Genomic DNA, 26,231 nt, shown 5'->3' with positions numbered 1-26,231 from the left:
GAGGATCCATGATGACTAGCACCCTGAAAAAAATCTCGCGCCGCGTCGCGCTTACCCTCGCCGTCAGCGCCTGTTTCTCCTCTGTCACCCAGGCGGCGGAACTGCTGACCGAGGGCGTCTTTAAGGTGGGGATGGAGGTCACCTACCCGCCGTTTGAGTCCTATGACAGCAATAACAACATCGTCGGTCTCGACCCGGAGTTCGCGACGCTGATTGCCGAGCATCTGCAGGCCAAACCGCAGCTGATCGACACCAAGTTCACCAGCCTGATCCTCGGCATCGGCAAGAAATATGATGCGGTGATCTCCGGGATGTACGTGACGCCGGAGCGCCAGAAGCAGGCCGACGCCATCCCTTACGCCCTCTCCGGCGCGTCGATCATTGCCCTGAAGGGCGGCGCGGTGCAGCCGAAAACCGAAGATGAGCTGTGCGGCGTGAAGGTCGGCCTGCAGGCAGGCACCACCTGGGTGACCAGCCTGAAAAAACACTCCGATGAGTGGTGCCTGAAAAACGGCAAACCGGCCATCACTATTCAGGAGTTCCCGACGGCGCCGGAAGCCTCCCAGGCGCTGCTGTCGAAGAACATCGACGCCCAGCTTGAGATAGCCCCGGCGGCGCAGATTATCGTCGATAAGAGCCGCGGTCGCCTGGGGATAAGCTCGACGCGCCTCGTCTACCCGCTGCCGCTGGGGATCTATGTCGCCAAAGGCAACACCGAGCTGGCGGAGGCGATCAAGGCCACCCTCGCCACGCTCAAAGCCAACGGCAAATATGCCGCGCTGATCAAAAAATACAACTTAGAAAGCATCGATTAAGACAATAAGCACTGCGCAACAGGAGTCAGTATGGCGTTCGATTGGGGATACTTTTTTTCATTATTTAGCATTGGGGCATTCTGGCAGGCGTGCGTGACGGTTATCGTAATCAGCACCTTGTCCTGGGGGATCGGCCTGGTGGTCGGTTTTCTGCTAGCCTGCGCGAAGCTCTCGGCGCCGCGCTGGATCAAGATCCCCGTCGAACTCTATATCTGGTTTTTCCGCAGCGTGCCGCTGATGGTGCTGCTGGTGTTTGTCTACAACCTGCCGCAGCTGTTTCCGGTGACCCAGCCGCTGCTCGGGGTGCCGTTTATCGCCGGGCTGGTGTCGATGACCGTCACCGAAGCGGCCTATATGGCGGAGATCCACCGCGGCGGGCTGTTGTCGGTGGCCAAAGGGCAAAGCGAGGCGGGCCATGCGCTGAGCTTCAGCTTTATCGGCATCCAGCGGCTGATTGTTATTCCTCAGGCGTTTCGCATCTCGTTGCCGACGCTGATCAATGAATACATCACCATCATTAAGCTGAGCTCGATTTTATCGGTGGTCTCCTTACCCGAGCTGCTGCTCACCGGCCAGCGCTTGTATGCGCAAAATTTCCTCGTGATGGAGACGCTGCTGGCGGTGGCGGTGTACTACGTCATGGTGGTTACCGTCTTCACCTGGCTGTTCCGGGCGCTGGAGAATAGCCTCGATATTCAGCGCAAGCGTCCGCAAACGCTCAGCGAGGCGGAATGCCAGGCGCTGCGCCAGAGCCTGCCGGCGATGACGGAAGCGATCAACACCCCGGCCGTCAACGGCGCGCCGCCGGCGCTGGATCTGCGGGGCATCCGCAAATCCTGGGGCCAGCATGAGGTGCTGAAAGGCATCGACCTGCAGGTAGATAACGGGGAGGTGATCAGCATCATCGGCCCGTCCGGCTCCGGCAAAACAACCCTGATCCGCACCATCAACGCCCTCGAAAGCATTGATGACGGGGAGATCATTCTCTACGGCGAGGACTATCTGAAAGGCGGAGCCATCGTCGATAAGCGCCAGATGCGCGCCGGGGTGCGGCGCATCGGCATGGTCTTCCAGAGCTTCAACCTGTTCCCCCACCGCACGGTGCTCGACAACGTGATGCTGGCCCCGCGCTACCACCAGCTGCTGGATCAGCCGGTCGCCCGCGAGCAGGCCCTGGCGCTGCTCGACCGCGTCGGTCTGCTGGCCCATGCCCACAAGTACCCCGGACAGCTCTCCGGCGGCCAGCAGCAGCGCGTGGCGATCGCCCGGGCGCTGGCGCTGAAGCCGGACATCATGCTGTTTGACGAACCGACCTCGGCGTTGGATCCCGAGCTGGTGGGCGAGGTGCTGAAGGTTATTCAGTCGCTGGCCCGCGAAGGTATGACCATGCTGATTGTCACCCACGAGATGGACTTCGCCCTGTCGATTTCCGACCGCGTGGTGCTGATGGAGAACGGCGTGGTGCAGGCCGACATCGCCCCGCAGGTGATCCGCAGCCCGCTGGAGGCCCCTTCTCTGCAACGAATCCGTGAATTTATGGGAGTGCACTAAATGGCAACTGAGCAACACCTGCGCCAGCAGCTGGCCGCCGCCTACCGTCTGGCGGCGCTGTTCGGCTGGGAGGATACCCTCTACACCCACTTCTCCGTGCGCCTGCCCGGCGACGGCGAGCCGCGCTTTTTAATTAATCCCTTCGGCATGATGTTTGATGAGGTCACCGCCAGCAATCTGATCGTGGTGGATATGCAGGGCAAGGTCGTAGAGGGCGAGGCGCCGGCTAACTCGGCGGGCTTCACCATCCACAGCGCGGTGCATATGGCCCGGGAAGACGCCCACTGCGTGATCCACACCCACACCCTGCCGGGGATGGCGGTGGCCGCCTGCGAGGACGGCCTGCTGCAGCTCAACCAGATCAGCACCGAGTTTTACCAGCGCGTCGGCTACCACCCCTATGAAGGGGTGGCCTTTGACCTCGACGAACGGGCGCGCATTCAGCGCTCGCTGGGGAATAACATCGCCATGATCCTGCAGAGCCACGGCCTGCTGTCGGTGGGCCGTACCGTGGCTGACGCCTTTTACATCATGTTCTACCTCAATCGTGCCTGCGAGATCCAGATGGCCGCCGCCCAGCTGGCGGCCCTCAGCCCGATCCACACCATCGTCCCGCACCTCAGCCAGCACGCCTGCGAGCAGCTGATGGGCGTGGAGCATGAACGTCAACAGGTCTGGCAGGCGTGGTTGCGCCGTCTTGACCGTCTCGATACTTCTTACAAAGACTAACGCCTATGTCCGATATCACTATCGTGGTGGATTGTAACGACGCGGATTTCGCCCGCGATATCTGCGCCGCCCTGCAGCAGTTTCCCGACGTCACCGCGCTCCTGCCCCATCACCAGGCGGCGCGCGACGCGCAGTACGCCAGCTGCTGGTTCCCTAGCCCGCAGCTGTTGACCCGCTCGCCAGGGCTGAAGCTGATCCAGGCCGCGTCCGCCGGGGTCGATCATCTGCCGCCCGCGCTGTTCGCCAGCGATATCCCGCTGTGCCGGGTGATCGATGAGGACTTTCGTCACGGCATGTTCGAATATGCCCTGTGGGGCGTGCTGTGGTTCCAGCGTTATTTTGACCGGGCGCTGGCCCACCAGCGGACCCAAACCTGGAAGCTCTATCCCCAGCGCGCCGCCGCCGACTTCCATATCGGCATTATGGGACTCGGCGAAATTGGCGGCTATATCGCCGACCAGCTGGCCCGCCTTGGCTATCGGGTCTCCGGCTGGTCGCGCAGTGAAAAGCAGCTGGCTGGCGTCACCTGCTACCGCGGCGAGGAGGCGCTCGACAGCTTCCTCGGGTCGCTTGACGGGCTGATTAACCTCCTGCCGCTCACCGCGCAGACCCGGGGTATTCTCGCCGCGCCGCTCTTCAGCCGGCTTCCCGCCGGGGCGGTGTTAATCAACTGCGGGCGTGGAGAACATATGGTCAATGAGGATGTGCTGGCGGCGCTGGAGAGCGGCCAGCTCGCCGGAGCGGTGCTCGACGTCTTCCCGCAGGAGCCATTGCCGGCGGACGATCCGCTGTGGCGCCATCCGCAGGTGGTGATCACCCCGCATATGGCCTCTGCGGCCCCCGCCGAGGTGATCGCCCGTCAGCTGCTGGAGAACATTCAGCGCCAGCGTCGCGGGCTGCCGCTCAAAAACCTGGTCAATAAGCACGCCGGTTACTGATCCTCACCGATACCGCCGCTGCTACGCTTAATGGGAGATCCACAACCAGAAGGCAGGAACATGAAGATTGATTTATCGGGGAAAGTCGCGCTGGTCACCGCCTCCACGGCGGGTATTGGCTTTGCTATCGCCAAAGGCCTGGCGGAGAGCGGCGCAGAGATCATCCTTAACGGGCGCAGCGAGCAGAGTGTGAACGCCGCGATCGCCCGGTTGCAAAATGAGGTGCCGGGGGCGAAAGCGCGCCCCGCCGTCGCCGACCTCAGCGGCGCCGACGGCGCGGCACAGCTGCTGCAGGCCGTGACCGGCGTCGATATTCTGGTCAATAACGCCGGGATCTACGGTCCGCAGGATTTTTACGCCACCGATGACGCGACCTGGGAAAACTACTGGCAGACCAACGTCATGTCCGGCGTGCGCCTGTCGCGGGGGCTGCTGCCGGCGATGGTCAGTAAAGGCTGGGGGCGGGTGGTGTTTATCTCCTCGGAATCGGCGCGCAATATCCCGGCGGATATGATCCACTATGGCGTCACCAAGACCGCCCAGCTGTCGCTGGCCCGCGGCCTGGCGAAATATGTCGCCGGCAGCGGAGTGACCGTTAACAGCGTTCTGCCGGGGCCGACGATTTCCGACGGCTTTGCCGAAATGCTGAAAGACGAAGTGGCGAAAACCGGCCAGTCGCTGGAGGAACTGGCGAAAGCGTTTGTCATGACCCATCGTCCGAGTTCGGTGATCCAGCGGGCGGCCTCGGTGGAAGAGGTCGCCAATATGGTGGTTTACGTCTGCTCGCCGCAGGCGTCGGCCACCTCCGGCGCCGCGCTGCGCGTTGACGGCGGCGTGGTGGATGATATTCTCTGACGTCCTCTCATTCAGGGGAGTCCCCCTCCCCTGTCGTCTTTCCCGGTGCTAAAAAGCGCAAAACGTTAAAAAACCGCCGCAAAGTCGCACAAAGTGAACAGGAACATGTATTCCCAAAACTTATGATATTTGTTTTAAATATAAGTTGTGGTGTTAATGTCTCTGTTACGAAGCTTGCTTTTCTTTCTCGGCGCGGCGGTCGCGGCCGCCATCGCGGTACTCTGCCTGTGGGTGGATATTCGGGTATTTGGCAACGACATCCCGGAGGTGTCGCTCACCGAAGTGGTTCAGGAGAGCGTGCTGGCCGTCATCGTGCTGGTTCATCTTCTGCTGGCGCGCAAATATGCCCACCTGCGCTATAGCAATATCCTCATCGGCGGCTTCTTCCTCGCCATGCTGATCCGCGAACTGGATGGCCTGTTTGATTTACTCTCCCATGGCAGCTGGGTGTGGTTTGCCCTGCTGGCTACCGCAGGGTCCCTGCTGATGCCGCTGCGACATTTGCGCCAGACCCTGTCGCAGCTGGCGGATTATACCCGCACCCCGTATTACGGGATGATGATCAGCGGCCTGCTGGCGATTCTGGTCTTCTCGCGGCTGTTCGGTATGCACGGCCTGTGGTACGCCGTGCTGGATGAGAACTACGCACGGGTGGTGAAAAATACGGTGGAGGAAGGCAGCGAGTCGTTTGGCTATATGCTGTGCCTGACCGCCACCCTCGGCTACGCCTGCTACTTCCGCGACCTGGCGCGACAGACGCTGTCGCCGCAGCGCTGACCGCGGCCGACAACCACCGCCGGACGCGCCCGTCGGCGGTGGGGCGCCTCAGCGCTTAACCGCGAATTTTCCACTTCCGTTTGAGAACCTCTTTATCCTGGCTATCCAGCCACTGGTTCACTTTCTCCAGCAGCGCCGGATTATCTTTACTCATCATGTACACCTTGTCGCTGGCGGTGCCGGCGAACGGCGTCTCGTTGGCGACGCAGAACACGCCGGGCTCTTTGCTCTGGTAATAGTCGCCTTCGATCAGATCGGTCACCATCATATCGGCCGTTTTCTGCCGCAGAGCCTCCAGGTTATCGACGTTGTTCTTCACGCGAATGATCTGCGCCTGCTTAATATGCTCATCGACAAAGCTCTGGTTGGTGCCGCCAGGGTTGACGACAACCTTCACCTCCGGACGGTCTATCTTCGCCAGCGATCCAAGCCGGGGGGCGGCCTGACAGTTGGCTAAGGCGATTTTACCGTTCGCCACCACCGGGTGGCTGAGGGCGAACTCCTTCGCCCGCGCCGGGGTCTGCGTCACGCCGCCCATCGCAATATCAAACTTGTCCGCCTGCAGATCGGCGGCGAGCGCCGGCCAGCTGGTGTAGACGAAGCTCACCTTCAGCCCCAGCGTGCGCCCGAGATCGCGGGCCATGTCCACGTCATAGCCCTGCAGCTCGCCGGCGGCATTGCGAAACGCCAGCGGGGCGTAGTCGCCCGGCACGCCGACCTTCAGTTCACCGCTGCGCTCGATGGTTTGCATATCGCGCGCCTGGGCGCCGCAGGTCATTATCGCCAGCGTCAGCGCCAGCCCCACCGTCAGTTTCATCTCGCCATCCTTATTGTTATCGGGTTTTCGCGCCGGGGTGGCCGGCCGCTTCTCAGTCAACATCATCCGCAGCGCGTAACAGGGAATTCATCCTATTTTTAAACATCGGGACATACAACCCGACGATCGGGTTGCCGATCGCAAATCTGACAACGAAACAGGGCTATCGCCCGGTGAATGATTTCTCATCCGCCGGGCGTAGCTTTACGCCAGCGATCGTATTTTCCAGACTGAAACCGTGCCGAATTAAGCACAAAAAACAGCAGCAAGAGAGAAGCAACCAATTGAATTAATGAATAATTTATTTAAATGCACGATATTTCGCGTTCAGACACCGATAACTACCGTCTTATTTACTCCAGCATTCCTCCACAGTACTATCCCGGAAAACGCAGGTAATAAATAACAAGCATATATTAATTCCAGGCGACAATATATTTGCCAAATAAATGAATTAATAAAAAACATGCCCGATTAAAGTCATTTTGTGCCGTATCTGACCCGCAAAATAATGACCCTGGCGCCAGGTTTACCGGCACGACAGGAGGAATGAACATGAAAATAACCACCCTGGGTCTGGCGATGCTCTTCGTCGGACTGGCCGCCGGCCCGGTTTACGCGGCCGACGGCACGCTAAATTTCATCGGCAGGGTCGTGAACGGCGCCTGCAAACTCGAAGGGGCGGGCAATAACGGGGTCATCGACATCAGCATGGGCGATATTCCGCTGGCGAGACTGAAAAACAGCCAGTCGGGTACCGGGCCAGCGGTCAGCGTCGATATTCGCGTCAAAGATTGCGAGAAAGGCACCTACTACATTGTGGTGGATGGCCCCTCTCCCACCGCCACGCCTGAAAATCATGTGCTGGCCCTCAACGATAGCGGTAAGCCGGCCGGCAGCGTGGGTATTCTGCTCACCGACCGTACGGGGACGCCAATCGGCCTCGATGCACACCTCGATCCACAGCACGATCCCCGCATCGAGATCCCGGTGGACGGCGGCTCCGGCACCTTCAGTCTGAAAGCCTTCTATTACACCTGGGATAAAGCCCACGTACTCCCCGGCGACGGCAACGCAACGGCCCGGTTTACCATTATGCAGGAATAGCTTCCCGGTCAGGGAGGAGACGTAAAGGGAGCGAAGATGAAAATACGGCTGGCTGTGCTGTTGAGCGCCATGACCTTTCAGGCCTGCGCCGGGATCACCATCGATGCCACGCGGGTGGTCTACTCAGGAAAAGACAAAGCCGCCACCCTGAACATTCATAACCGCAGCCGCACACCTTATAAAGTGCAGATCTGGCTGGACGCCGGGCTCAACAGGTCGCGCGTCGGCCTGCCGATGGTGGCGACCCCGCCGCTGGTCTATTTATCCCCCCAGCAAACCGCCCAGCTGCGCTTTATCTATCTCGGCGGCGGGCTCCCCGCCGATCGGGAAAGCCTGTACTGGGTCAATATTCAGGAGAATCCGCCGCCGTCAGACGGTAACCATACGCTGCAGTTTATCGTCCGCACCCGCCTGAAGCTCTTTTATCGTCCTCCCGCCATCGCCACCACCCTCGCCAGAGAGGTGCGAAAGCTGCAGTGGCAGCAGAGCGGCAATAACCTGCGCTTAACTAACTCAGGCCCACTGCATATCACCCTGGTCAACGGGGCGCTGATCGATAATAAAGGCCACATTTCGCCGATGAGAAACGTGATGCTCCGGCCGTACAGCAGCTATACCGTGTCAACGACCGACAGCGCTCGCCTGTACAAGCTGAACTATATCGACGATGACGGCGCGGTGGTGGCGATCCCCCTTCAGGCGGCCTATGCTCCGGCCCCACGCTAGTTATACTCGAGGGCGAAGGTCACCATGCTGTCGGCTGTGCCCGCCGTCACCGTGGCGTCAGTTTGCACATACTGGGCGTTAAAATTAATGGCCTCAGCCGTGCCGGCGTTACTGCCGGTTACCCTTTTCAGGATCGGCAAGTTGCTGGCCTCATTGATTTTAACGCTGGCGCCATCGGACACTGCCGCGCCGGGGTTATTGCCGTAGGTCAGCTTCACGCCGACGCCGCTGGCGCTGTTGCTGGCCTTGCTTAGCGCCAGGGTATCACTCTCCACGCTGACGCCGAAAAAGCCGATGCGCACATCGGTCGGCGACGGACAGAACACCGGGATCGAAAAGCGCTTCGCCTGGCCGCCGGTGCTCCCTTTACCGTGAAACTCCGCCCGGTTTACCGTGCCCAGACTGACCTGGATCGTTGAGGTCGCCACCTGGCAGCTGCCGCTGCTGCCAATGTCCACGTTCAGGGCGGCGATATCAATGCTGACCGGCGCGCTGGCGACAAAGCCGGCGTTCCCGTTGGCCTGCTGTTCAATGGTCACCTCCCCCACCTGCGGCAGCGGCGACGAGTTGGTATGCGTCCCGTCCGCCAACTGTACCGTACCGGTCTTATAGAAGGTTACCGCGATCCTGACCGTCGTCTGCTGCTGCGTCATGAGCGCCGGGAGCATCGTGCTGTCGCAGACCACCACCGACTCGCCGCCAGCGGAGTGGCTGCCGTCGATAGCGCGCATCGGGCCGCCGGCGCACTGGAAGCTAAGCGAGTAGCCGATGCCGTCGATGGCGCTGGGGTAGACGTGCTGTCCGTTAATCACCACCGGCGAGCCGCCGGTTTTCAGCTGTTTGTAGACAATGCGTTTGGCGCTCGCCGTCGGCAGCTGCAGGTCGCAGGAAAAGGGGATCCCGCTGCCGTTATCCGCCATCGCGCTGGTCATCTGGGTATTGACCGGCAGCGTGGGCAAATACTTGATATTGGGAATATTGACGGTGGTCTGGCCGATATTCGCGCGGCAGTTTTCAGCCCGCGCGCCGGGAAGATAGCCGCTCAACGCCAGCAAAAAGAGAAAAGGAAGTAGACGAAAAACAGATTTCATAGCCGCCTCAGCGTGACTGGCACAGCCCGGAGACGGTTTTCACCGTATTCAGACTCTGCTGTGGGTTATCCGCAAGATGAAAATGCATCGTGCAACTCTGCGACTGGTTATTGACGACCCAGCTCACCGCCAGGGTTCCCTCCTGCGGCACGCCGCTGAGGTACACCTGACCGCCGTCGGCTACCATGCCGCCCGGCGCATTGCCGCTCTCCTCCGTCCCGACCAACCGTGCGCTGGCGCCAAAGGGTAACGGCCCCTGCGCGTTGCGCAGGGTAAATAGCACCCGGTTGCCTATGCGGGTCCGGTAGTTGGCCATCACCACCGCGCCGCCGCCGGGGATCACCGTCTGACCCTGCTGGTCGACGTCGGTATCATCCGCCATCGACTCCGTGTCGAGGGTAATGACATTTTTCCGGTAGGTGGTCAGAGACGGCACCACGGCATAGCCGCGCCAGTCGGTGTGCACATTGTTGCCGTTTTGCACCGCCACGCCGGCAGCCCCCGGCGCGCGGACGATGGCGAAGCTCTCGCCCACCGTCTGACCGAAGGTCACGCCGTGCGGATGCGCGACCACCGAGCCGGCGCCTCCCCAGGTCAGCTGATTACTGGCGGCGTCATGGCGATAGCCGAGCTGCGCGTTGCCGAAGCCGCCGTGGTAGTCCAGGGCGACGCTGCTGTTGGTGCCCCGCCCCTGGTTGCCGTAGCCCTGCTGAACCGAGTAGAACAGATTCGGCCGCGTCGGCACCGCGCCATACAGCGACACCTGCTGCGAGGTATAGCCATTGCTGTCCGAGGTGGTGTTGTAGCTCACCGCGCTGTCGGACAGCGGACCGCCCAGCGGAATATTGATATTGAAAGACCAGGAGCGGTCATTTTTTTGCTGGCCGCTGGCGCGGGTGTAGTAATAGCCCACGCCCCAGGAGATCCCTTTCCAGGCGCTGTAGAACCCGAGATGCACCGTCTCATCCCGACTCTGCCGGTGCCAGTATTCCTGCGACCAGGCGGAAACCGCCAGACTGCCCAGACCGCCGAGGCGTTGTGACACCGACACTTCCTCCCGGCGGCGCCGGTTGTCCACCTGCCCCTGCGCGCTTTCGAGGGCGCTGGCTTCGGCAAAATCGTAATAGCCGCTGGAGGAGTAGCGATAGCTGGCGAGGCTGAACGTGGTGCCCGAGCTGACGAAATCTTTCTGATACTGAGCGCGCAGCGAATGGCCCGCATAGCGCTTGCCCGACGGCGTACGGGTGACGGCCTGGGTGACGTCGCCTCCCAGCGAACCGAACTCGCCAAAGCCGCGGCCGAGGCCCAGCGCCCACGACTGATAGTCCTGGGCCAGCTGCGTGCCGCCGTAGAGGGTAAATCCCGCCGACAGACCATAGAACAGGGTGCCCTGCAGGAATTCCGGCGAGCGCACCGAATCCGCCCCGGAGTGGTAGCGACCGGCGCTGAGGCTGAATTTGCCGCGCCCTTCGCGCAGCATATACGGCACGGCGGAATAGGGCTGGGTAAAGGTGCGCACCGAACCATTGCTCTCGGTCACCTTCACCTCCAGATCGCCGCTCTGCGAGGTGGGATAAAGATCGCTGATGGCGAACGCCCCCGGCGACACGAAGGTTTCGTAGATCACATACCCGTGCTGGGAGACGGTCACTTTGGCATTGCTGTGCGCCACGCCGCGGATGGTAGGGGCAAAGCCGCGCTGGCTGTCCGGGAGCATCTCATCGTCAGACATCAGTTGGACGCCGCGAAACGGGATGCTGTCAAACACATCGCCGGTGGTGTAAGTATCGCCGATCCGCAGCAGACTCTTCAGCGAGCGGACGTCGCGCTGCAGCCAGGTGCTCTGTGAATCCCAGTGCCGGCGCTGCTGGTCGTACTGCATTGAGGAGATATTGCGCAGCCGCCAGGCGCCCAGGTTCACGCCGCTGCGTAAATTGAGATAGTTTGAGCGGCTGCTCTCCCCTTCATCGGCATTCTTTATCTGCGCGCCGGAAAAATAGTAATCGACAAACGCGGCCGGCACGCCATCGTCCCAGCGCGAGGGATCGACATAGCCGCGGCTTTGCACGTTCATCGCCGCCTGGGGAATGCTCAGCGTCAGGCGCTGGTTAGCGAAGGTGAAGCGGCTGCTGGCGTCGGGAATAAACTTCTCGATCCGGGTGAAGGTCTCACCTTCATGCAGCGTTTGAAAAGTCGGAAACGCGCTGACGTTGACCCCATAATCCGCCAGCTGCCCGGGCGTCAGCACCGGCTGCAGCTGCCCGCCATCGTCAACAAAGGTGATATTGGCCTGGCCCAGCTCCTGGTCGTTAACCACCACGGTGACAGGATAAGTCCCCGGCTGCTGCCCGCCGGGTTTGGCGAAGTAGTGCAGATCGGAGGTTTGCTGCTGCGGGTCGGCAAACTCCAGCGCCGCCGGATCAAAATAGTCGTCGGCCAGCGCCCGGCTCAGCGGGCTGAGACAGCACATCATCGTCGGCAGCGTCGCCAGCGCCAGCGCCCGTCCGGCGGTGACGGGCAACGCGGCATACTCCCGCACCCTGGCTGTTGTTATTCTTTTCATGCTGGCGCCGTCCGGTAAGCTCATCACAAAGGGGAATTACTGCTGGGCGTAATCGCTGACGCCGCCGTAGTCGTTAATCGCCCGCCATTTGACGGTGCCGTGCCCGCTCACCGGCCACGTTTTCTCGCCAAAGGGGGCCACCATGCCAGGCTCGTCGATTGCCTGCCCGCCCACCTCGACGGCGTAAAAAGAGACAAAATAGGGAGTGGGGTTTGCCACCGTCAGATGACCGCCGGACTGGCTAAACTTCAGCTGCTGCCAGGCTTTAGCCGGGTCGCCCGCCAGGCCGTTGGGGCGATAAAAGATTTTGAATTTCGACTTAATATTGACCTGCAGCTTGTTCACCTCGCCCTTGGGCGTCGGGGCGATACTCTTGACGTTCAGCCAGTAGACCGATTCACGGTCGCTGGGCAGCGAGGCGCCAATAAAGTTAATGCGCAGGACGTTATTTTGCTCCGGATCGAGACGGAATAAGGGCGGCGTAACAATAAAGGGCACCTTGGCCTTATCGTTTTCCGCATAATTTTCCACCCACGACTGCACCAGATAGGGCGTATGGGTATCGGCATTAGTGACTGAAATAGCGGCTTCACGCTTCCCTTCCTGATAAATCACACGGGTTCCACCCATGACAACACCGGCCTGCGCTGCCGTGGAGCACAGCAGAAAGGCCGCAACGGCAATTATTTTCTTCATCATGACTTACCATCAGGTAAAGGTTGAACAAACAGTAAAATAAAGCAGGGAATATCAGAGCCAGTACCCGTCGGGATAATTAGCAAAAACAACTATACCGTCACGAATATATTTCGTGACTTTATGACAATTATCACTTTAGCTATCTGCAATTAATCAGGACGCAGTGGACTGACTCTGAATAGCGCGCAATATGATTAGTTATAAATCATATTGAAATTAGCCGTACCGTTGGCATCGCCAGCCGTCACCGCACCGGTGGAGATATAGTCGGCGAAAAACTCGAGGTCGGCAGTGCCGGTGCCGGCAGTCGCGCCCGCAACGACATTTTTGGCTTTCGACACTTTGCCGAGGCTGACCGCCGTAGACTTGTCATCTTCATACAGCTTGATCGCCACGCCAGCGGCGCCGCCGGTGGTCGCCAACAGCGTGTTATCAGACGGATCGCGCGCGCCGTCAAACAGCACCGCGACATTTGTCACGCTGGCAGGGCAATCTTTTACTTTGATATGGAAAGGGGTTTTGGTGGTTTCAAAACCTGTGCTGGTAAAATAGGTGCTGGCCCATTTGCCCAGATCCACCGTCTGGCTGGTGGATGCGCTGTCGATATTGCAGGAGCTGTCGGTGATTGATCCATTGAAAATAACCTGTCCGCCGGTACCCTGGGTACCCGCGTTGGAGCCTGGGTTAACGTTAATGGTTGGCGTAGTAACAGAAATTGCAGCGCCAGAAACCAGCGCTCCCATGAGAATTGCCATAATACGAAGTTGCGTTTTCATTATTTATCTCATCGTTAACGAATATATTTTCCCGTCATCGACAATAGCCCCATGGCTATCGCGAAACGGCTCGTCCGTTCCTCCCTGTAAATGTTCATTGCGTTCCTTCCGCAGGATAATCGGCACACGTCCTTTAACTCCGCTTTATTTCGCCGAAAGGTGGCCATGAATAACAAGCAGAAGAAAAAGAGTTATTTTGATGTGCGAAATAAATATATTACCCGATGTAAAAAAAGGCAACCTGATGAAATGTTACATACAGGTTAATGACTATAATCGGCATAAAGTTATTTTTTGAAATGGCATTTCAATGTTAATTTACATATCTATACAAAAGAAAATTAAATACCTCTCAACAACAATACGTCCATTTTATTAACAAATTTAAAGGTAATTGCTCAAAAAAACGTCTTGTTTTATTGTGCTCAAACCCGGTGCCACTAAAAAATTAGGAATTTTCCTGGTATTAATCTTCATCATTTCTACACAAATTAAGGCAAAGCGCTCCTGAGCTGCGCTGTAATTTCTTGTTCTGGAAGTATTTTTATTTTCAAATGAAAGCCATTACTTCATTAACCCAAATGTATTGCCGTTATCCGCCACCGTAACCGCTCCCTTTCACAGGGTTATTTTGACGCAAAAAAAATCCGCAACCCGAACGGATTGCGGACTGAGGATCAATCAGTAATGAGATGGGCTTCAGAACAGGCCCAGCGGCGCGGTGCCGTAGCTCACCAGCAGGTTTTTGGTTTGCTGATAGGCATCCAGCGCCATCTTATGCGTTTCCCGCCCGACGCCGGACTGTTTATAGCCGCCGAACGCCGCATGTGCCGGGTAGACATGATAACAGTTGGTCCATACGCGACCGGCCTGAATACCGCGCCCCATGCGATAGGCGAGATTGGTATCGCGCGTCCACACCCCAGCGCCGAGGCCAAACTGGGTCTCATTGGCGATAGCCAGCGCTTCCGCTTCGTCCTTAAAGGTGGTCACTCCGATCACCGGCCCAAAGATCTCCTCCTGGAAGGAGCGCATATCGTTGCGACCTTTAATCAGCGTGGGCTGAATATAAAAACCATTATCCAGCGCCGGCGCGATCGCCGCCCGCTCGCCGCCGGTGAGGATTTGTCCGCCCTCTTCCCGGGCAATCTGAATATAAGAGAGGATCTTGTCGAACTGCTGGCGGGAAGCCTGGGCGCCGATCATGGTGTCGGTATCTAACGGATCGCCGCGACGGATCTGCGCCACCTTCTCCATGACCCGCGCCATAAAGGGCTCATAGATGGATTCATGGATCAGCGCCCGCGACGGGCAAGTACAGACCTCACCCTGGTTGAAGAAACCGAGCACCAGCCCCTCCACCGCCTTCTCAATAAACTCCTCTTCACCCTCCATCACGTCGGCGAAGTAAATATTGGGTGATTTGCCCCCCAGCTCGACGGTGCAGGGGATAATATTCTCCGCCGCGCAGGCGAGAATATGTCGCCCGACCGGCGTGGAGCCGGTAAACGCCAGCTTGGCGATACGCTTGCTGGTGGCCAGCGCCTCGCCCGCCTCTTTGCCGAAGCCCTGCACCACGTTCAGCACCCCCGCCGGGAACAGATCGCCGATCAGCTCCAGCAGCAGGGTAATACTCAGCGGCGTCTGTTCCGCCGGCTTGAGCACCACGCAGTTCCCCGCCGCCAGGGCCGGGGCCAGCTTCCACGCGGCCATCAGCAGCGGGAAGTTCCACGGGATAATCTGACCGACCACCCCCAGCGGTTCATGGAAATGGTAGGCCACCGTGGTTTCGTCAATTTCGGCAGTGCTTCCCTCCTGGGCGCGCAGGCAGCCGGCGAAGTAGCGAAAGTGATCCACCGCCAGCGGCAGGTCGGCATTCAGCGTTTCGCGGATCGGTTTTCCGTTGTCCCAGCTCTCCGCCACCGCCAGATATTCCAGATGCTGTTCAATACGGTCGGCGACCTGCAGCAGCAGCCTGGAGCGCTGTTGCACTGAGGTTTTGCCCCACGCCGGCGCCGCACGGTGGGCGGCGTCGAGGGCGAAGTCAATGTCTCTGGCATCCGACCGGGGAAACTGCGCAATGTTGCTGCCGTCTACCGGGGAGGTATTCATAAAGAATTCACCGCTCAGCGGCTCGACAAATTTACCGTCAATAAAGTTGCCGTAAGCGGATTTCAATGAAACCAGGGCGCCGGGCTGGCCAGGGTGTGCATAACGCATCGCAAATCTCCTTCTGTAGGGTTGAGACGCAGCGGCATATTGATTTTTTAAACTTGCCGCCGAACGCATCTCACTTTGCAGGGGTTATGCCAGTTTTTCATTTTCTCTAAATAGGTTTATTTATTAACAGGTTGCATTTACTAACTGGGCAGATGGTCAGCCACTGTCGCACGGGTTTCCACTTATGTGTTGCAAATCGCAACACCAAATAAACCAAATAGCTACAATATTGCAACACAGCAACATCGACCCAGAGGTGCCCTGTGCCAGGCAATCCCTTTCTTCTCGCCCCAGAGGTTAACGCCAATCCCCTGCTGAGCGATTCATGGTCTCGCTGCCAGCGCTACGGCCTGGATCCCGCCACCGAGGATTTTCCCCGCCTCGACGCCGGCGAGCTGGCGGACCGGCTCGCCAGCCACCGCAGCCTGCAGCAGCTGGCGCAGCCGGTGGTGGAAGCCCTGTCGCGCCAGGTAGCGGACCTGCAGTCGGTGGTGATCCTCTCCGACCCCGGTGGTCTGGTGCTCCATACCGTCGGCGATACCCAGGCGATGCAGAAGGCTCAGCGCGTCGCGCTGGCGCCGGGCAATCTGTGGAGCGAAAGCGGACGCGGGACCAACGCCATCGGCACCGCGCTGGCGATTGACGACGGCTGCGAAATCGATGGGCGTCAGCACTTTCTCACCCGCAACCAGAATTTGTACTGCGCGGCGATGCCGCTCCAGCGGCCGGACGGAAGCATCGCCGGCGTGCTGGATATCTCCGGCCCGGCGGATTTTCCCCACCAGCACACCTTTGGCTGGGTGAAAGCGGCGGCAAAGCAGATTGAGTATCTGTGGGTGAAGCAGAGCCTGCATCCTGAGCAGTGGCTGATGAGCCTCCACCGGCAGGTGGACAAACTCGACAGCGTGGAGGAACTGCTGCTGGTCTTTTCCGACAACGTCCTTACCGCCGGCAACCGGCTGGCGATGCGCGAGTTCGGCCTGAGCGCGGCGCAGTTTGGCCAGCTCACCTTTGCGTCGCTTTTTCCGACGCTGACGCAAACGGCGGTCAGCGTTCCCCTGCCCCTGACCACCCCGCAGGGCCGCTATCACTATCGCCTGCGCGAGCCCACCCGCCGCCGGGTGGCGGTGAGCGCCCCGCCGGCCATGCAGCTCCCCTTCACCAGCCCGCGGGAAGGCGAAAAGCTGCTCCGGCTGCTTAACGCCAGCATCGCGCTCTGTATTGAGGGGGAAACCGGCAGCGGCAAAGAGTATGTCAGCCGCACGCTGCACCAGCACAGCCGCTGGCGCAGCGGTAAATTCGTCGCCATTAACTGCGCCGCCATCCCGGAATCGCTGATCGAGTCCGAGCTTTTCGGCTACCAGCCAGGGGCGTTTACCGGCGCCAGCAAAAACGGCTATATCGGCAAAATCCGCGAGGCCGAGGGCGGGGTGCTGTTTCTTGATGAGATCGGCGATATGCCGCTGGCGCTGCAGACCCGCCTTCTGCGAGTACTGCAGGAGAAAGAGGTCGCCCCGCTCGGCGCCAGCCGCAGCGTGCCGGTGAACTTCGCCCTGATCTGCGCCACGCACCGCAACCTGACCCAGCGGGTCAGCGCCGGCGAATTCCGCGAAGATCTGCTGTGGCGCCTGCGGGAGTACGCCCTGGCGCTGCCTCCGCTACGCGAGTGGCCGGCGCTGGAAACCTTTATCGCCACCCTGTGGCGCGACCTGGGCGGCGCTTCGCGCCGGGTGACGCTGTCCACCGCGCTGCTGACCCACCTCAGCCAACTGCCGTGGCCGGGAAACGTGCGCCAGCTGCAGAGCGTCCTGAAGGTGATGCTGGCTCTGGCCGATGAGGGCGACACGCTGACGCCCGATGCGCTGCCGGACGCATACCGCGCTGCGCCTGCACCGCTGCCGCGCGGGGGGTTACAGGCCCATGACGAGCAGTTGATTGTCGATACCCTCGCCAGGGTCAACGGCAACGTCAGCCGGGCGGCGCAGATGCTGGGTATCGCCCGCAGCACGCTATACCGCCGCGCCGCCCGTGCCGGACGGCCACGCCGCTGAGGCGATGGCGTAAAGCGCGCCGGCCGCGGACGCTACGCCAGACCCAGCCCCGCCCGCAGGGCATCGATCGTCACCCGCGTTTTTTGCGGCAGCCACGGCCCTTCCGGCCACACCGCGTGGATGGCGAAACGCACACGGTCGCTGGGCGCCAGAACCTGCTGCAGCGTCCCGTCGGCGAGCGCCTGCGCCACCAGCCAGTCCGGCAGCCAGGCGATGCCCATTCCCTGCTGCGCCGCCGCGGCGATGGCGGCAAAGTCATCCTGCACCAGCCACGCCTCCGGGGTGAAGCGCACTTCGCCCTGCTGCGGGTCGTAAAGTTGCCATTTTTGCAGCTGACCGTTATGCAGATAGCCGAGGGTGCGGTGCTCGCTCAGCCCGGCGATGGTCTGCGGCGCCGGCTGGCGACGCAGGTACTCCGCCGCCGCGCACAGCACCATGCCATGCTCCCCCAGCGCCCGCGCCCGTAGCGACCCGGTGTCGGCCAGGCTCCCGATACGCACCGCGAGATCAAACCCCTCTTCCAGCAGATTGACCTGCCGGTCGCTGTAGTGGAGCTCGAGCTTCAGCAATGGATAGCGCTGGCTCAGGCGGAACAGCAGCGGCGCCACGCAGCGCTGGCCAAACAGCACCGGCAGCGAAATCCGCAGCCGTCCCTGCACCTCGCCTTTGCCGCGCTGCAGCGCTTCTTCGGCCTCGCGAATGCGTCCCAGCGCCTCCCGACACTGGTGATAAAATTGCTCTCCCTCTTCCGTCAGCAGTTGCCTGCGGGTGGTGCGCTGGAATAACGCCACGCCGAGACGCGCTTCCAGCCGGGCAATGGTTTTTCCCACCGCCGAACGCGTCACGTGGAGGATCGTCGCCGCGCTGGCAAAGTTACCGCTCTCGACCACAGTGACAAACACGGGGATCGCATTCAGATCGTCGCGCACAGATTGGTTCCTTACGGGATACAATAGAGGAAAATAATGTCACTCCAGAGAGAAAAAAGACAGTGTTAGTCTCTGCTTCTATCCTTCACTTGAGGCACTCATCATGGCTAACGTTCTGGTATTAAAGTCCAGTATTAATGGCGAAACTTCCCTGACCAATCAGCTGATTAACGAATTTCTCGCGGCGCGCCAGGCGGCGGGCCGCCACGATCGGATCCGCGAACACGATCTCAGCGCTATGGCGCTGCCGACGCTGGATGGCGCGCTGTTTGCCGCCCTGCGCGGGGCGGCGGATCCGCGGCCGGCCATTCGCGCGGCGGTAGCGCTCTCCGACCAGTTTATCGCCGAGTTAAAAGCCAGCGACCTGCTGGTGATCGGCGCCCCGATGTATAACCTCAACGTCCCGACCGATCTGAAGAAATGGTTCGACCTCGTGGCGCGGGCGCGGGAAACCTTTCGCTACACCGACAGCTGGCCGCAGGGGCTGGTCGAGGGCGTCCGGGCGGTGGTCGTCAGCAGCCGCGGCGGTGTTCACCAGGGAGAAACCACCGACGCCGTCACCCCCTATCTGCGCGCGGTGCTGGGGCTGATGGGGATCCATGAGGTGGAATTTATCTATGCCGAAGGGCTGGATAACCGCCCGCACGGTCGCGACGCCGGGATCGCCAGCGCCCGGGCGCAGATAGCCGATCTCGCCGTTCCGGCCTGAGTCGCGGGGAAAAAGGGGCTGGCGCTGGCGGCTTTTTTATTTTAGAGTTATCTAAATTTAGAAAAAGCTAAAATATATGACCACACCCGAAGACCTGCAGGCCCGCGCCGGCGAAGCCGCCGCGCTGATGAAAGCGATGAGTAATCCTCACCGCTTGCTGATCCTGTGCATGCTATGCGACGCGCCGCGGGCCAGCGCCGGTGAACTGGCCCGCGCTACCGGCCTGAGCCCTTCCGCCACCTCGCAGCACCTCGCGCGGATGCGTGACGAGGGGCTGATCGACAGCGAACGCGACGCTCAGCGCATCCACTATTTCATCACCCATCCTGCGGTACAGCAGGTGATCAACACGCTGAAAACGCTCTATTGCCCGTGAGGATCCTATGACCATCGCCACCTTAACCCCTGTCGAAGCCCGGGTGCAGATTGCCCAGGGCGCCAGACTGATAGATATCCGCGATGCGGATGAATACGCGCGCGAACATATTCCCGATGCCGAGCTGGTGCCGCTCGCCACCCTGAACGGCGGCGCGACCCTAAACGCCCGGGCCGGCGAGCGCGTGATCTTCCACTGCCAGGCCGGCTCCCGGACGCAGAACAACGCCATTCGTCTGGCCGCCGCCGCCGCGCCGGCGCAGGTCAGCCTGCTGGCGGGCGGGATTCAGGCATGGAAAGCCGCGGGGCTCCCGGTTGAGGAAGATAAATCGCAACCGCTGCCGCTGATGCGCCAGGTGCAAATCGCCGCTGGCGTTCTGATCTTACTGGGGGTCCTGCTGGGCTATACCGTGAACGGCGGCTTTTTCCTGCTCAGCGGCGCGGTCGGCGCCGGGCTCACTTTCGCCGGGATAACCGGCTTTTGCGGCATGGCGCGCCTGCTGGCGATCATGCCGTGGAACCGGCGCCAGGGGAGTTAAAACGCACTCCAGATAAGCCAGGCAATGCCGCCGAAAAGCAGCCATTTGACGACGTAATAGACCGTCTTATTCCATTTTTTCAGCCGCTTGCCGACAATGCGGATCTGGTAGATATAGCGAAACGCCCGGTTAATTCCGCCAGTGCGATCGCTGGCGTCGTTGGGCGCCGAGGCGGCGCTCATCAGATTGCGCCCCAGCCAGTGGTTGACCTTCTGCGCCCAGCGGTAGCGCATCGGCCGTTCAATATCACAGAACAGAATCAGCCGATTCTCACCGCTGGTATTTTCCGCATAGTGGATATAGGTCTCGTCAAACAGCACGCCTTCCCCGTCGCGCCAGCTGTAGCGCTGACCATCCACCTCGATAAAGCAGCGGTCATCGTTCGGCGTCGCCAGGCCAAGATGAAAGCGCAGGGAACCGGCGTAGGGGTCGCGATGGCGCGGCAGACGGCTGCCGTCCGGCAGGGTGGCGAACATGGCCGCTTTCACCGACGGAATATCCCGCAGCAGCGCGGTAGTTTGTGGGCAAAGCTGGCTGGCGGAGGGATGGGCATCCTCATACCATTTCAGATAAAAGCGTTTCCAGCCGGTTTTAAAAAATGAGTTAAATCCGGCATCGTTATATTTATCGGCCGCTTTAATCTGCTCCAGCTGCTGGAGGCGGATGCCTTCTTCGCGAATAACCAGCCAGTTTTGTTGCAATATCGCCAGCTCGGGAAACATCTCCGGGCGCAGATAAGGCGTATTCGGCACGCGGGAAAATAAATACATAAATCCATTCAACGGCGCGGTAAATGTGGAATGGTCGGAGAGCTGTCGCCAGAAACGATAGCGCACCCGTCCGCGGTAATGGACATACAGCACAGCAATAACAATGATCAACAGAATGATATACTTCATGGTGTCTTTCCTGACCTGATTGATGGTAACCCTACCCTCGCCGTCCCCCTTGTCAGCAGCGGTATGGCGCCAGCAAAACATTAACAACATTAATACATATACCTCCAAATTGTTTTAACAAAAAAGAGCACACCCGGTGTTCAGTGCGCGGGCGTTGAGCTATGGTTTAGGTTCATCCGTGGTATTAACAGTGAGGAGTGAATGATGTTTTCTGTCGGCGATCTGGTACAACCGCGTGCGGGCGGGCCAAAACTGAAAGTGGTCGAAGTGCAGGGCGAGGATCTGGTGGTGGTTCAGGCCGCGCAGGAGCAGGGAGAACGCTATACGCTGAAGTCAGACGAGGTGACGTCCTATCAGGAAGAGGGGGACTTCGGCGTCTGCTGAAGCCCCTCGCTGCAGATCATAAGGCCAGGCCGGGCGGTGGGTCTTTCCGCCGTCGCGGCGCTGGCCGCATCGGTTTTAAATTAAAAAGCTGTCCAGCGATTTCCCCTCGGCGACCGCCTGGGCAATCGGCTTCGGCATTCTTCCCTGGCCGGTCCAGGTTTTCTCGGCGCCGGTATGATCGGTATAACGATATTTCGCCGGGCGCGGTTTCCGCTTTTTACCTCCCGCCATCGGCGGCTGAATATCGGCCACCAGCTCGTCAGGAGAAATACCGTCGGCGCGCATCAGCTCAAGCCAGGTATTCACTTTTTCCTGATATTCCGCCTGCTGCTGCGCCGCCAGCTGCTGTTGCGTACGTATTTCTTCAGTGACGATCCTGAGCTTTTCCAGCATCTCTTCAAGCACGTCAATGGAGAATTCACGGGACAGCGCGCGCAGTGAACGGATATTATTCAGTTTGTGTAACATTGAAGACATAAAATTAAAAATTTCCAAATAGCAAATTAAAAGACACAACGCGGCAAGTGTAATAGAAACGTTTATTTATTTCCAGCCTTCGGTTATCCAGATAAATATATTATGCAGAGAGTAAACCTTTTCCGCCTACCTTATATCGGGAAATCCCCGGTTCTTTTTCGCCAGCGCAGGCCAATAAGACCCTGAATAAATAAAAACGGCGGATGGTGAGATAGGGAAATATATCAAGAAGGCGATATTACCTTTATGGTCAGCGGGTTATCCTCTTATCATCGGTGAATGCGCAGGTCCTCGCCGCGCGGCCAAATGAATAGTTACTCAGCCATTCAGAATAAAACGCCACATATCGTTTTAGAATTTTTCACCACAAAAACCGGCATAATGGCATAAAAACATCTAAACATGACCCTCATCACAGGCTAACGCGATTTTGCGCCACAGCGGGCGGTCAGATACCGACCCCCTGGTCAGATATCATGGTGCAAAACAACACAACTATTTGAAAGTAAAAGAATTTAATAAAACCAGCAATAAAAGTAGCGTAACGGGCAAAAAACCGACCTTCGCAGAGTATTTTATCGACAAAAAGGCAATAAATAAAAATTTATAGCTAGTTGCCACTTTTAATGCAGAGATATACTCTACGCACATCAAAACAGGCAGCCCAAAAACGCTATACCAACGCGCATTTTTCGGCGTTATTGACTTCATTTTCGAGGAGCACTCCGATGTTCTCTGCGCACTCCCGCTTGCGGCATGCGGTTGCAGACACCTTTGCGATGGTGGTTTACTGCACCGTCGTCAACATGATGATCGAAATTTTTCTCTCTGGTATGACGTTTGAGCAGTCGTTATCGTCGCGCCTGGTGGCGATCCCGGTCAACATTATTATCGCTGTCCCTTACGGGATTTATCGCGACTTTGCGATGCGTCAGGCCCGGCGCATCACTCCGGCCGGCTGGATGAAAAATATGGCCGACGTGCTGGCCTACGTGACCTTTCAGTCGCCGGTTTATGTCGCCATTCTGTGGAGCGTGGGTGCGGACTGGCACCAAATTGTCGCTGCGGTGAGCTCGAACCTGGCGGTTTCAATGATGATGGGCGCCGCTTACGGCTACTTCCTCGACTATTGCCGCCGCCTGTTCCGCGTGGCGCCCTACCAGCAGGCAAAAGCCTGACCGACACGTTAACAGCGACTGGCTCTGCCAGTCGCTTCCTCCCGCCAGCCAGCTTCTCCCGGGTCTTTATCCAGCGAATTAATTCGTCGACATGGCCGGCTGGGCTTCGCCAAACAGACCATTAAGAAAACGCTCAAGCGCCATGCGTGAGCTAAAGCCGTGCGGAATACCATAATGCTGCTGCGCATCCCCGGCTAAATACAGCGGAAACTGTTCATAATGGTCGCAGGTTTTGATATCTGAAGCCGGTTCAGCCAGCATATTGCTGCGCTCTTTTAACGCTGGATGAATAACTAACGCTGTTCGCCCCATGCGCGCTTCGCGGTTCACATAAACATAATTATCGCCGCGGCGATAGCCGTACGCTTTTTGCGTCACAACATCCATGGTGAAGCCGGCTTTTTCAAGAACACGCGCCACCTCATCGGGTCTTAAATACATACTGATTCCTCGTTATCTTTTACCGCACATTGACCTTACCTTATTCATTAAGGACAGTGCTTTCGGAATATTCCAGAAACCACAGCAGTAAGCATAATTCAAAATCTTGTCCTACACTTACTCACTCGATGGAATTAAGGGAGATAACGATGGCTAACCATGTGAACCGCAACAATTTTGACGAGAACGCCGAAGATATTCATAACGATGTCAGCCAATTAGCGGACACGCTGGAAGAGGTGCTGAAATCGTGGGGCAGTGACGCGAAAGAGGAAGCGGAAGCGGCGCGTGCCAAAGCGCAGTCGCTGTTAAAAGAGACCCGCGCCCGCCTTAATGGCCACAACCGGGTGCAGCAGGCGGCGCTGGATGCGCGCCAGGCAGCGTGCGATGCGCTGGGCTGCGCCGACACCTACGTGCGCAATAAACCGTGGCACAGCGTGGGCGCCGCCGCCGCCGTCGGGGTATTTATTGGCGTATTGCTCAATTTACGTCGATAATAGCTATAGCGTTTGCTGCCGCCGCGCGATAAGCGCGCGGAAGCCCGCCTGCTTCACGGAAAGCAATGAAGATAACAAATACGCGTCAGCCCCTGCGCGCCTCTGGCCGCAGGGGTTTTTTATGCGCCAGCGGGCGTGACGCCGCCGACGCCAATCGCCTCCCTCAGCCGCCGGGCCAGCGCGCCAGCCATTGCCGGCGAGCGAATATTGGTAAAACTCATCAGTAATCCCCCCTCGCCGGTATGGCGCATCCGCCAGTCGCTCAACGCCTGTACCGCCAGCCCGGCCGCCACCGCCCGTTGGGCCAGCAGGCGATCGTCGCCGCTGACCGGCATGACCAGCTGAATCCCCCCCTGCTGCGGCGTGACCTGAAAGCCCTGCGCCTGCAGAGCCGACTCCAGCCACTCCCTGCGCTGGCTGTAGCTGGCGCGCATTTTTTTCAGATGACGCCAGAAATGGCCCTGCTGGATAAAATCCGCCAGCGTCTGCTGCCACAGGGTGGGAACGGTGCAGGGCTGGCGCTCCACGGTCTGGTGAAAGCGCGCCGCCAGCGCGGTCGGCACTACCAGCCAGGCGGTGCGCAGCGCCGGAAACATCGACTTACTGAAGGTGCCCGCGTAGATGACCCGCTGTGGCGCATCAAGGCTTTTCAGCGGCGGCAGCGGTTTGCCGCGATAGCGAAACTCGCTATCGTAATCATCCTCAATGATCCAGGCGTCACGCTCCGCGGCCCATGCCAACAGCTGGCGACGCCGGGGCAGCGAGAGCGCCACTCCCAGCGGACTCTGATGCGCCGGGGTGAGCAGGGCAAACCGCGCCTGCGGGTGATGGCGCTGGCCCCAGGCGATATCCATCCCTTCGTCGTCCACCGGGATCGCATCCACCACCAGCTGCCCGGCCTCGACCACCGGGCGGATAAAGGGATATCCCGGATCCTCCATCCACATATGCTGCCCCGGCTGCGCCAGGGTACGCAGGATCAGGTTCATGGCGGTGGCATAGTTGCCGGCGATCAGGACCTGCTCCGGCTGGCAGTCGATACTGCGCGACAGGCGCAGATAGTCGACGATCGCCTGACGCAGAAGCGGGTCGCCGCCGGGATCGCCGGGCGCCAGATCGAACCGCGACTGCGTCCGCAGCCGGCGCCCCATCACCCGCGCCCACAGCCCGCGCGGAAAGAGATCCAGCGCCGGGAGCCCCATCTGAAACGGCAACGGCTCCGCCGGCGCGGCAGGCTGCGCTGGCGGCACAGGCGCCAGCTGGCGCGGACTGAGCCGCTCGCTGACAAAGGTTCCCGCCTGCCCGCGTCGCTCGAGCCAGCCCTGGGCGACCAGTTCGCCCCAGGCGTTTTCGATGGTCGCCCGGGAGACGCCCTGCTCCTGGGCAAACACCCGGCTGGCGGGCAGACGGCTGCCCGGAGCCAGTTCGCCACGTTCAATGGCGGATTTCAGCTGGCGGGCGATGCGTTGATAGAGAGGGAGGTGGCTGGCTTCCATTATGGTCTGCTTTTTTCATCACAATATGGCTATCTTTTGCAGTCCATTATAGTGCTATTTTGGCTGCCGTCTTAGAGAGGAGAACACCATGAGCCAATTACGTCAGCCATTCAGTGAACTGAGCCCGGAAGTCTATAAAGGGCTGGTGCAGGCCAGCCTCGCGCTGGAGAAAAGCGAGCTGGGCAGCGCCCTGGTGGAGCTGGTCTATTTACGCGTGTCGCAGATCAACGGCTGCGCCTTCTGCCTTGAGAAGCACAGCCAGGCGCTGCGCAAAGGCGGCATGGCGCAGAGCAAGCTGGATGCCCTGGCCGGCTGGCGGGTGAGCGACCATTTTACCCCTGGCGAACGCGCGGCGCTTGCCTGGGCCGAGTCGGTCACCGACATCGCCGCCAGCCATGCGGAAGATGAGGTTTACCTGCCGCTGCGCGAACATTTTACCCCACGTCAGATAAGCGATCTCACCTTCGCCATCAGCCTGATGAACGCCTTTAACCGCCTCGCCGTCGCCATGCGTCTGTAGTTTCGCGCAGCCTTCCCCCTCCTCCGCCTGTCCACCCCGGCGGGGGAACGCTTTGCTAAAAACGCTATATAT

General features: G+C 59.5%; 25 protein-coding genes and 2 pseudogenes. 16 read left to right on the top strand and 11 right to left on the bottom strand.

The genetic code is table 11. The features are described from left to right. The first annotated feature begins 11 nt into the window (after positions 1-11). From K5R89_RS21225 to K5R89_RS21200, 6 genes are all read left to right on the top strand, one after another. Complete coding sequence (locus K5R89_RS21225; protein WP_032453782.1) at positions 12-815, top strand: ABC transporter substrate-binding protein; 804 nt, start codon at positions 12-14, stop codon at positions 813-815. 30 nt (positions 816-845) lie between these two features. Further along, on the top strand, positions 846-2,366 hold the full coding sequence (locus K5R89_RS21220; protein WP_217259566.1) for an amino acid ABC transporter permease/ATP-binding protein: 1,521 nt from the start codon (positions 846-848) through the stop codon (positions 2,364-2,366). Then, positions 2,367-3,095, top strand: coding sequence for a class II aldolase/adducin family protein (locus K5R89_RS21215; protein ID WP_217259567.1), 729 nt, complete (start codon positions 2,367-2,369; stop codon positions 3,093-3,095). Between the two features lie 5 nt (positions 3,096-3,100). Next, positions 3,101-4,033 carry a glyoxylate/hydroxypyruvate reductase A gene (locus K5R89_RS21210; protein ID WP_044524446.1) on the top strand — a complete coding sequence of 311 codons (933 nt, stop codon included), beginning with the start codon at positions 3,101-3,103 and terminating at the stop codon, positions 4,031-4,033. A 60-nt stretch (positions 4,034-4,093) separates the two neighbouring features. Further along, positions 4,094-4,888, top strand: coding sequence for an SDR family NAD(P)-dependent oxidoreductase (locus K5R89_RS21205; RefSeq protein ID WP_048335058.1), 795 nt, complete (start codon positions 4,094-4,096; stop codon positions 4,886-4,888). A gap of 156 nt (positions 4,889-5,044) precedes the next feature. Then, positions 5,045-5,665 (top strand): hypothetical protein, encoded by a 621-nt coding sequence (locus tag K5R89_RS21200; protein WP_023290731.1) that lies wholly within the window; start codon positions 5,045-5,047, stop codon positions 5,663-5,665. A 55-nt stretch (positions 5,666-5,720) separates the two neighbouring features. Here the strand turns inward: K5R89_RS21200 and K5R89_RS21195 are convergent. Next, positions 5,721-6,573 (bottom strand): annotated as a pseudogene (locus K5R89_RS21195) (transporter substrate-binding domain-containing protein). Positions 6,574-7,037: 464 nt separating this feature from the next. On the opposite strand from K5R89_RS21195, the gene K5R89_RS21190 reads away from it, so the two are divergent. Then, on the top strand, positions 7,038-7,589 hold the full coding sequence (locus K5R89_RS21190) for a fimbrial protein (protein ID WP_049013836.1): 552 nt from the start codon (positions 7,038-7,040) through the stop codon (positions 7,587-7,589). Positions 7,590-7,625: 36 nt separating this feature from the next. Further along, on the top strand, positions 7,626-8,315 hold the full coding sequence (locus K5R89_RS21185; RefSeq protein ID WP_112201289.1) for a molecular chaperone: 690 nt from the start codon (positions 7,626-7,628) through the stop codon (positions 8,313-8,315). Here K5R89_RS21185 and K5R89_RS21180 read toward each other — a convergent pair. The 5 genes from K5R89_RS21180 to K5R89_RS21160 all read right to left on the bottom strand — a co-directional run bounded on the left by K5R89_RS21180 (position 8,312) and on the right by K5R89_RS21160 (position 15,664). Continuing rightward, positions 8,312-9,406, bottom strand: a complete 1,095-nt coding sequence (locus K5R89_RS21180; protein WP_048298080.1) for a fimbrial protein — start codon at positions 9,404-9,406, stop codon at positions 8,312-8,314. The two genes, K5R89_RS21185 and K5R89_RS21180, sit on opposite strands and share 4 nt — an antisense overlap. A gap of 7 nt (positions 9,407-9,413) precedes the next feature. Then, positions 9,414-11,969 (bottom strand): fimbria/pilus outer membrane usher protein, encoded by a 2,556-nt coding sequence (locus tag K5R89_RS21175; protein ID WP_064157709.1) that lies wholly within the window; start codon positions 11,967-11,969, stop codon positions 9,414-9,416. Between the two features lie 36 nt (positions 11,970-12,005). Next, positions 12,006-12,668, bottom strand: coding sequence for a molecular chaperone (locus K5R89_RS21170; RefSeq protein WP_087827200.1), 663 nt, complete (start codon positions 12,666-12,668; stop codon positions 12,006-12,008). A gap of 194 nt (positions 12,669-12,862) precedes the next feature. Beyond that, the gene (locus K5R89_RS21165; RefSeq protein WP_087827199.1) at positions 12,863-13,444 is read right to left on the bottom strand and encodes a fimbrial protein; all 582 of its coding nucleotides are present in this window, start codon (positions 13,442-13,444) and stop codon (positions 12,863-12,865) included. 699 nt (positions 13,445-14,143) lie between these two features. Beyond that, positions 14,144-15,664, bottom strand: a complete 1,521-nt coding sequence (locus K5R89_RS21160) for an aldehyde dehydrogenase family protein (protein ID WP_032453792.1) — start codon at positions 15,662-15,664, stop codon at positions 14,144-14,146. 263 nt (positions 15,665-15,927) lie between these two features. Here K5R89_RS21160 and K5R89_RS21155 point away from each other — a divergent pair, with 263 nt between their 5' ends. Then, positions 15,928-17,715 carry a sigma-54-dependent Fis family transcriptional regulator gene (locus K5R89_RS21155; RefSeq protein ID WP_217259568.1) on the top strand — a complete coding sequence of 596 codons (1,788 nt, stop codon included), beginning with the start codon at positions 15,928-15,930 and terminating at the stop codon, positions 17,713-17,715. A 32-nt stretch (positions 17,716-17,747) separates the two neighbouring features. Here the strand turns inward: K5R89_RS21155 and K5R89_RS21150 are convergent, their stop codons facing one another. After that, the gene (locus K5R89_RS21150; protein WP_048298081.1) at positions 17,748-18,644 is read right to left on the bottom strand and encodes a LysR family transcriptional regulator; all 897 of its coding nucleotides are present in this window, start codon (positions 18,642-18,644) and stop codon (positions 17,748-17,750) included. A 103-nt stretch (positions 18,645-18,747) separates the two neighbouring features. Here K5R89_RS21150 and K5R89_RS21145 point away from each other — a divergent pair, with 103 nt between their 5' ends. From K5R89_RS21145 to K5R89_RS21135, 3 genes and pseudogenes are all read left to right on the top strand, one after another. Then, a complete protein-coding gene (locus K5R89_RS21145) occupies positions 18,748-19,353 on the top strand; it encodes an FMN-dependent NADH-azoreductase (protein WP_048298082.1) in 606 nt (201 codons plus the stop codon). 76 nt (positions 19,354-19,429) lie between these two features. Next, positions 19,430-19,729 (top strand): helix-turn-helix transcriptional regulator, encoded by a 300-nt coding sequence (locus K5R89_RS21140; RefSeq protein WP_002914277.1) that lies wholly within the window; start codon positions 19,430-19,432, stop codon positions 19,727-19,729. Positions 19,730-19,736: 7 nt separating this feature from the next. Continuing rightward, positions 19,737-20,283 (top strand): annotated as a pseudogene (locus K5R89_RS21135) (rhodanese family protein). On the opposite strand, the gene lpxO reads toward K5R89_RS21135, so the two are convergent. Continuing rightward, complete coding sequence (gene lpxO / locus K5R89_RS21130) at positions 20,264-21,166, bottom strand: lipid A hydroxylase LpxO (protein ID WP_032453800.1); 903 nt, start codon at positions 21,164-21,166, stop codon at positions 20,264-20,266. The pseudogene K5R89_RS21135 and the gene lpxO sit on opposite strands and share 20 nt — an antisense overlap. Positions 21,167-21,370: 204 nt before the next feature. Here lpxO and K5R89_RS21125 point away from each other — a divergent pair, with 204 nt between their 5' ends. Then, positions 21,371-21,550 carry a hypothetical protein gene (locus K5R89_RS21125; RefSeq protein WP_023290745.1) on the top strand — a complete coding sequence of 60 codons (180 nt, stop codon included), beginning with the start codon at positions 21,371-21,373 and terminating at the stop codon, positions 21,548-21,550. Between the two features lie 75 nt (positions 21,551-21,625). Here K5R89_RS21125 and stpA read toward each other — a convergent pair whose 3' ends face one another. Then, entirely contained in the window at positions 21,626-22,027 is a 402-nt protein-coding gene (gene stpA, locus K5R89_RS21120) for a DNA-binding protein StpA (RefSeq protein ID WP_023290746.1), read from the bottom strand. A 728-nt stretch (positions 22,028-22,755) separates the two neighbouring features. On the opposite strand from stpA, the gene alaE reads away from it, so the two are divergent. Further along, positions 22,756-23,205, top strand: a complete 450-nt coding sequence (alaE, locus tag K5R89_RS21115) for an L-alanine exporter AlaE (protein WP_004205719.1) — start codon at positions 22,756-22,758, stop codon at positions 23,203-23,205. Positions 23,206-23,283: 78 nt separating this feature from the next. Here alaE and K5R89_RS21110 read toward each other — a convergent pair whose 3' ends face one another. Then, positions 23,284-23,646: a DUF2002 family protein gene (locus K5R89_RS21110; RefSeq protein WP_002914291.1), complete on the bottom strand. Its 363-nt coding sequence runs from the start codon at positions 23,644-23,646 to the stop codon at positions 23,284-23,286. Positions 23,647-23,795: 149 nt separating this feature from the next. Between K5R89_RS21110 and K5R89_RS21105 the strand changes: the two genes are divergently transcribed. Further along, complete coding sequence (locus tag K5R89_RS21105) at positions 23,796-24,143, top strand: DUF883 family protein (protein WP_032432206.1); 348 nt, start codon at positions 23,796-23,798, stop codon at positions 24,141-24,143. 119 nt (positions 24,144-24,262) lie between these two features. Here the strand turns inward: K5R89_RS21105 and K5R89_RS21100 are convergent, their stop codons facing one another. Next, complete coding sequence (locus K5R89_RS21100; protein ID WP_072413484.1) at positions 24,263-25,639, bottom strand: PLP-dependent aminotransferase family protein; 1,377 nt, start codon at positions 25,637-25,639, stop codon at positions 24,263-24,265. Positions 25,640-25,727: 88 nt separating this feature from the next. On the opposite strand from K5R89_RS21100, the gene K5R89_RS21095 reads away from it, so the two are divergent. After that, on the top strand, positions 25,728-26,159 hold the full coding sequence (locus K5R89_RS21095; protein ID WP_023290749.1) for a carboxymuconolactone decarboxylase family protein: 432 nt from the start codon (positions 25,728-25,730) through the stop codon (positions 26,157-26,159). Positions 26,160-26,231 lie beyond the last annotated feature (72 nt).

The sequence above is a fragment of the Klebsiella sp. TF21-TM genome, assembly GCF_019753495.1.
In the GTDB taxonomy this organism is placed as follows: domain Bacteria; phylum Pseudomonadota; class Gammaproteobacteria; order Enterobacterales; family Enterobacteriaceae; genus Klebsiella; species Klebsiella quasipneumoniae.
Note: the sequence above shows the minus strand (reverse complement) of the source record. Positions and strands in the feature narration are given on the sequence as shown.

What these genes read in the sequence shown, in the direction of transcription:
- K5R89_RS21125 (WP_023290745.1), top strand. Translation starts at nt 21,371, where the DNA reads ATGTTTTCTGTCGGCGATCTGGTACAACCGCGTGCGGGCGGGCCAAAA.
- K5R89_RS21215 (WP_217259567.1), top strand. Translation starts at nt 2,367, where the DNA reads ATGGCAACTGAGCAACACCTGCGCCAGCAGCTGGCCGCCGCCTACCGT.
- K5R89_RS21170 (WP_087827200.1), bottom strand. Translation starts at nt 12,668, where the DNA reads ATGATGAAGAAAATAATTGCCGTTGCGGCCTTTCTGCTGTGCTCCACG.
- K5R89_RS21220 (WP_217259566.1), top strand. Translation starts at nt 846, where the DNA reads ATGGCGTTCGATTGGGGATACTTTTTTTCATTATTTAGCATTGGGGCA.
- K5R89_RS21180 (WP_048298080.1), bottom strand. Translation starts at nt 9,406, where the DNA reads ATGAAATCTGTTTTTCGTCTACTTCCTTTTCTCTTTTTGCTGGCGTTG.
- lpxO (WP_032453800.1), bottom strand. Translation starts at nt 21,166, where the DNA reads ATGAAGTATATCATTCTGTTGATCATTGTTATTGCTGTGCTGTATGTC.
- K5R89_RS21105 (WP_032432206.1), top strand. Translation starts at nt 23,796, where the DNA reads ATGGCTAACCATGTGAACCGCAACAATTTTGACGAGAACGCCGAAGAT.
- K5R89_RS21110 (WP_002914291.1), bottom strand. Translation starts at nt 23,646, where the DNA reads ATGTATTTAAGACCCGATGAGGTGGCGCGTGTTCTTGAAAAAGCCGGC.
- K5R89_RS21145 (WP_048298082.1), top strand. Translation starts at nt 18,748, where the DNA reads ATGGCTAACGTTCTGGTATTAAAGTCCAGTATTAATGGCGAAACTTCC.
- K5R89_RS21200 (WP_023290731.1), top strand. Translation starts at nt 5,045, where the DNA reads ATGTCTCTGTTACGAAGCTTGCTTTTCTTTCTCGGCGCGGCGGTCGCG.
- K5R89_RS21140 (WP_002914277.1), top strand. Translation starts at nt 19,430, where the DNA reads ATGACCACACCCGAAGACCTGCAGGCCCGCGCCGGCGAAGCCGCCGCG.
- K5R89_RS21225 (WP_032453782.1), top strand. Translation starts at nt 12, where the DNA reads ATGACTAGCACCCTGAAAAAAATCTCGCGCCGCGTCGCGCTTACCCTC.
- K5R89_RS21190 (WP_049013836.1), top strand. Translation starts at nt 7,038, where the DNA reads ATGAAAATAACCACCCTGGGTCTGGCGATGCTCTTCGTCGGACTGGCC.
- K5R89_RS21095 (WP_023290749.1), top strand. Translation starts at nt 25,728, where the DNA reads ATGAGCCAATTACGTCAGCCATTCAGTGAACTGAGCCCGGAAGTCTAT.
- K5R89_RS21205 (WP_048335058.1), top strand. Translation starts at nt 4,094, where the DNA reads ATGAAGATTGATTTATCGGGGAAAGTCGCGCTGGTCACCGCCTCCACG.
- K5R89_RS21165 (WP_087827199.1), bottom strand. Translation starts at nt 13,444, where the DNA reads ATGAAAACGCAACTTCGTATTATGGCAATTCTCATGGGAGCGCTGGTT.
- K5R89_RS21100 (WP_072413484.1), bottom strand. Translation starts at nt 25,639, where the DNA reads ATGGAAGCCAGCCACCTCCCTCTCTATCAACGCATCGCCCGCCAGCTG.
- K5R89_RS21210 (WP_044524446.1), top strand. Translation starts at nt 3,101, where the DNA reads ATGTCCGATATCACTATCGTGGTGGATTGTAACGACGCGGATTTCGCC.
- alaE (WP_004205719.1), top strand. Translation starts at nt 22,756, where the DNA reads ATGTTCTCTGCGCACTCCCGCTTGCGGCATGCGGTTGCAGACACCTTT.
- K5R89_RS21160 (WP_032453792.1), bottom strand. Translation starts at nt 15,664, where the DNA reads ATGCGTTATGCACACCCTGGCCAGCCCGGCGCCCTGGTTTCATTGAAA.
- K5R89_RS21175 (WP_064157709.1), bottom strand. Translation starts at nt 11,969, where the DNA reads ATGAAAAGAATAACAACAGCCAGGGTGCGGGAGTATGCCGCGTTGCCC.
- K5R89_RS21185 (WP_112201289.1), top strand. Translation starts at nt 7,626, where the DNA reads ATGAAAATACGGCTGGCTGTGCTGTTGAGCGCCATGACCTTTCAGGCC.
- stpA (WP_023290746.1), bottom strand. Translation starts at nt 22,027, where the DNA reads ATGTCTTCAATGTTACACAAACTGAATAATATCCGTTCACTGCGCGCG.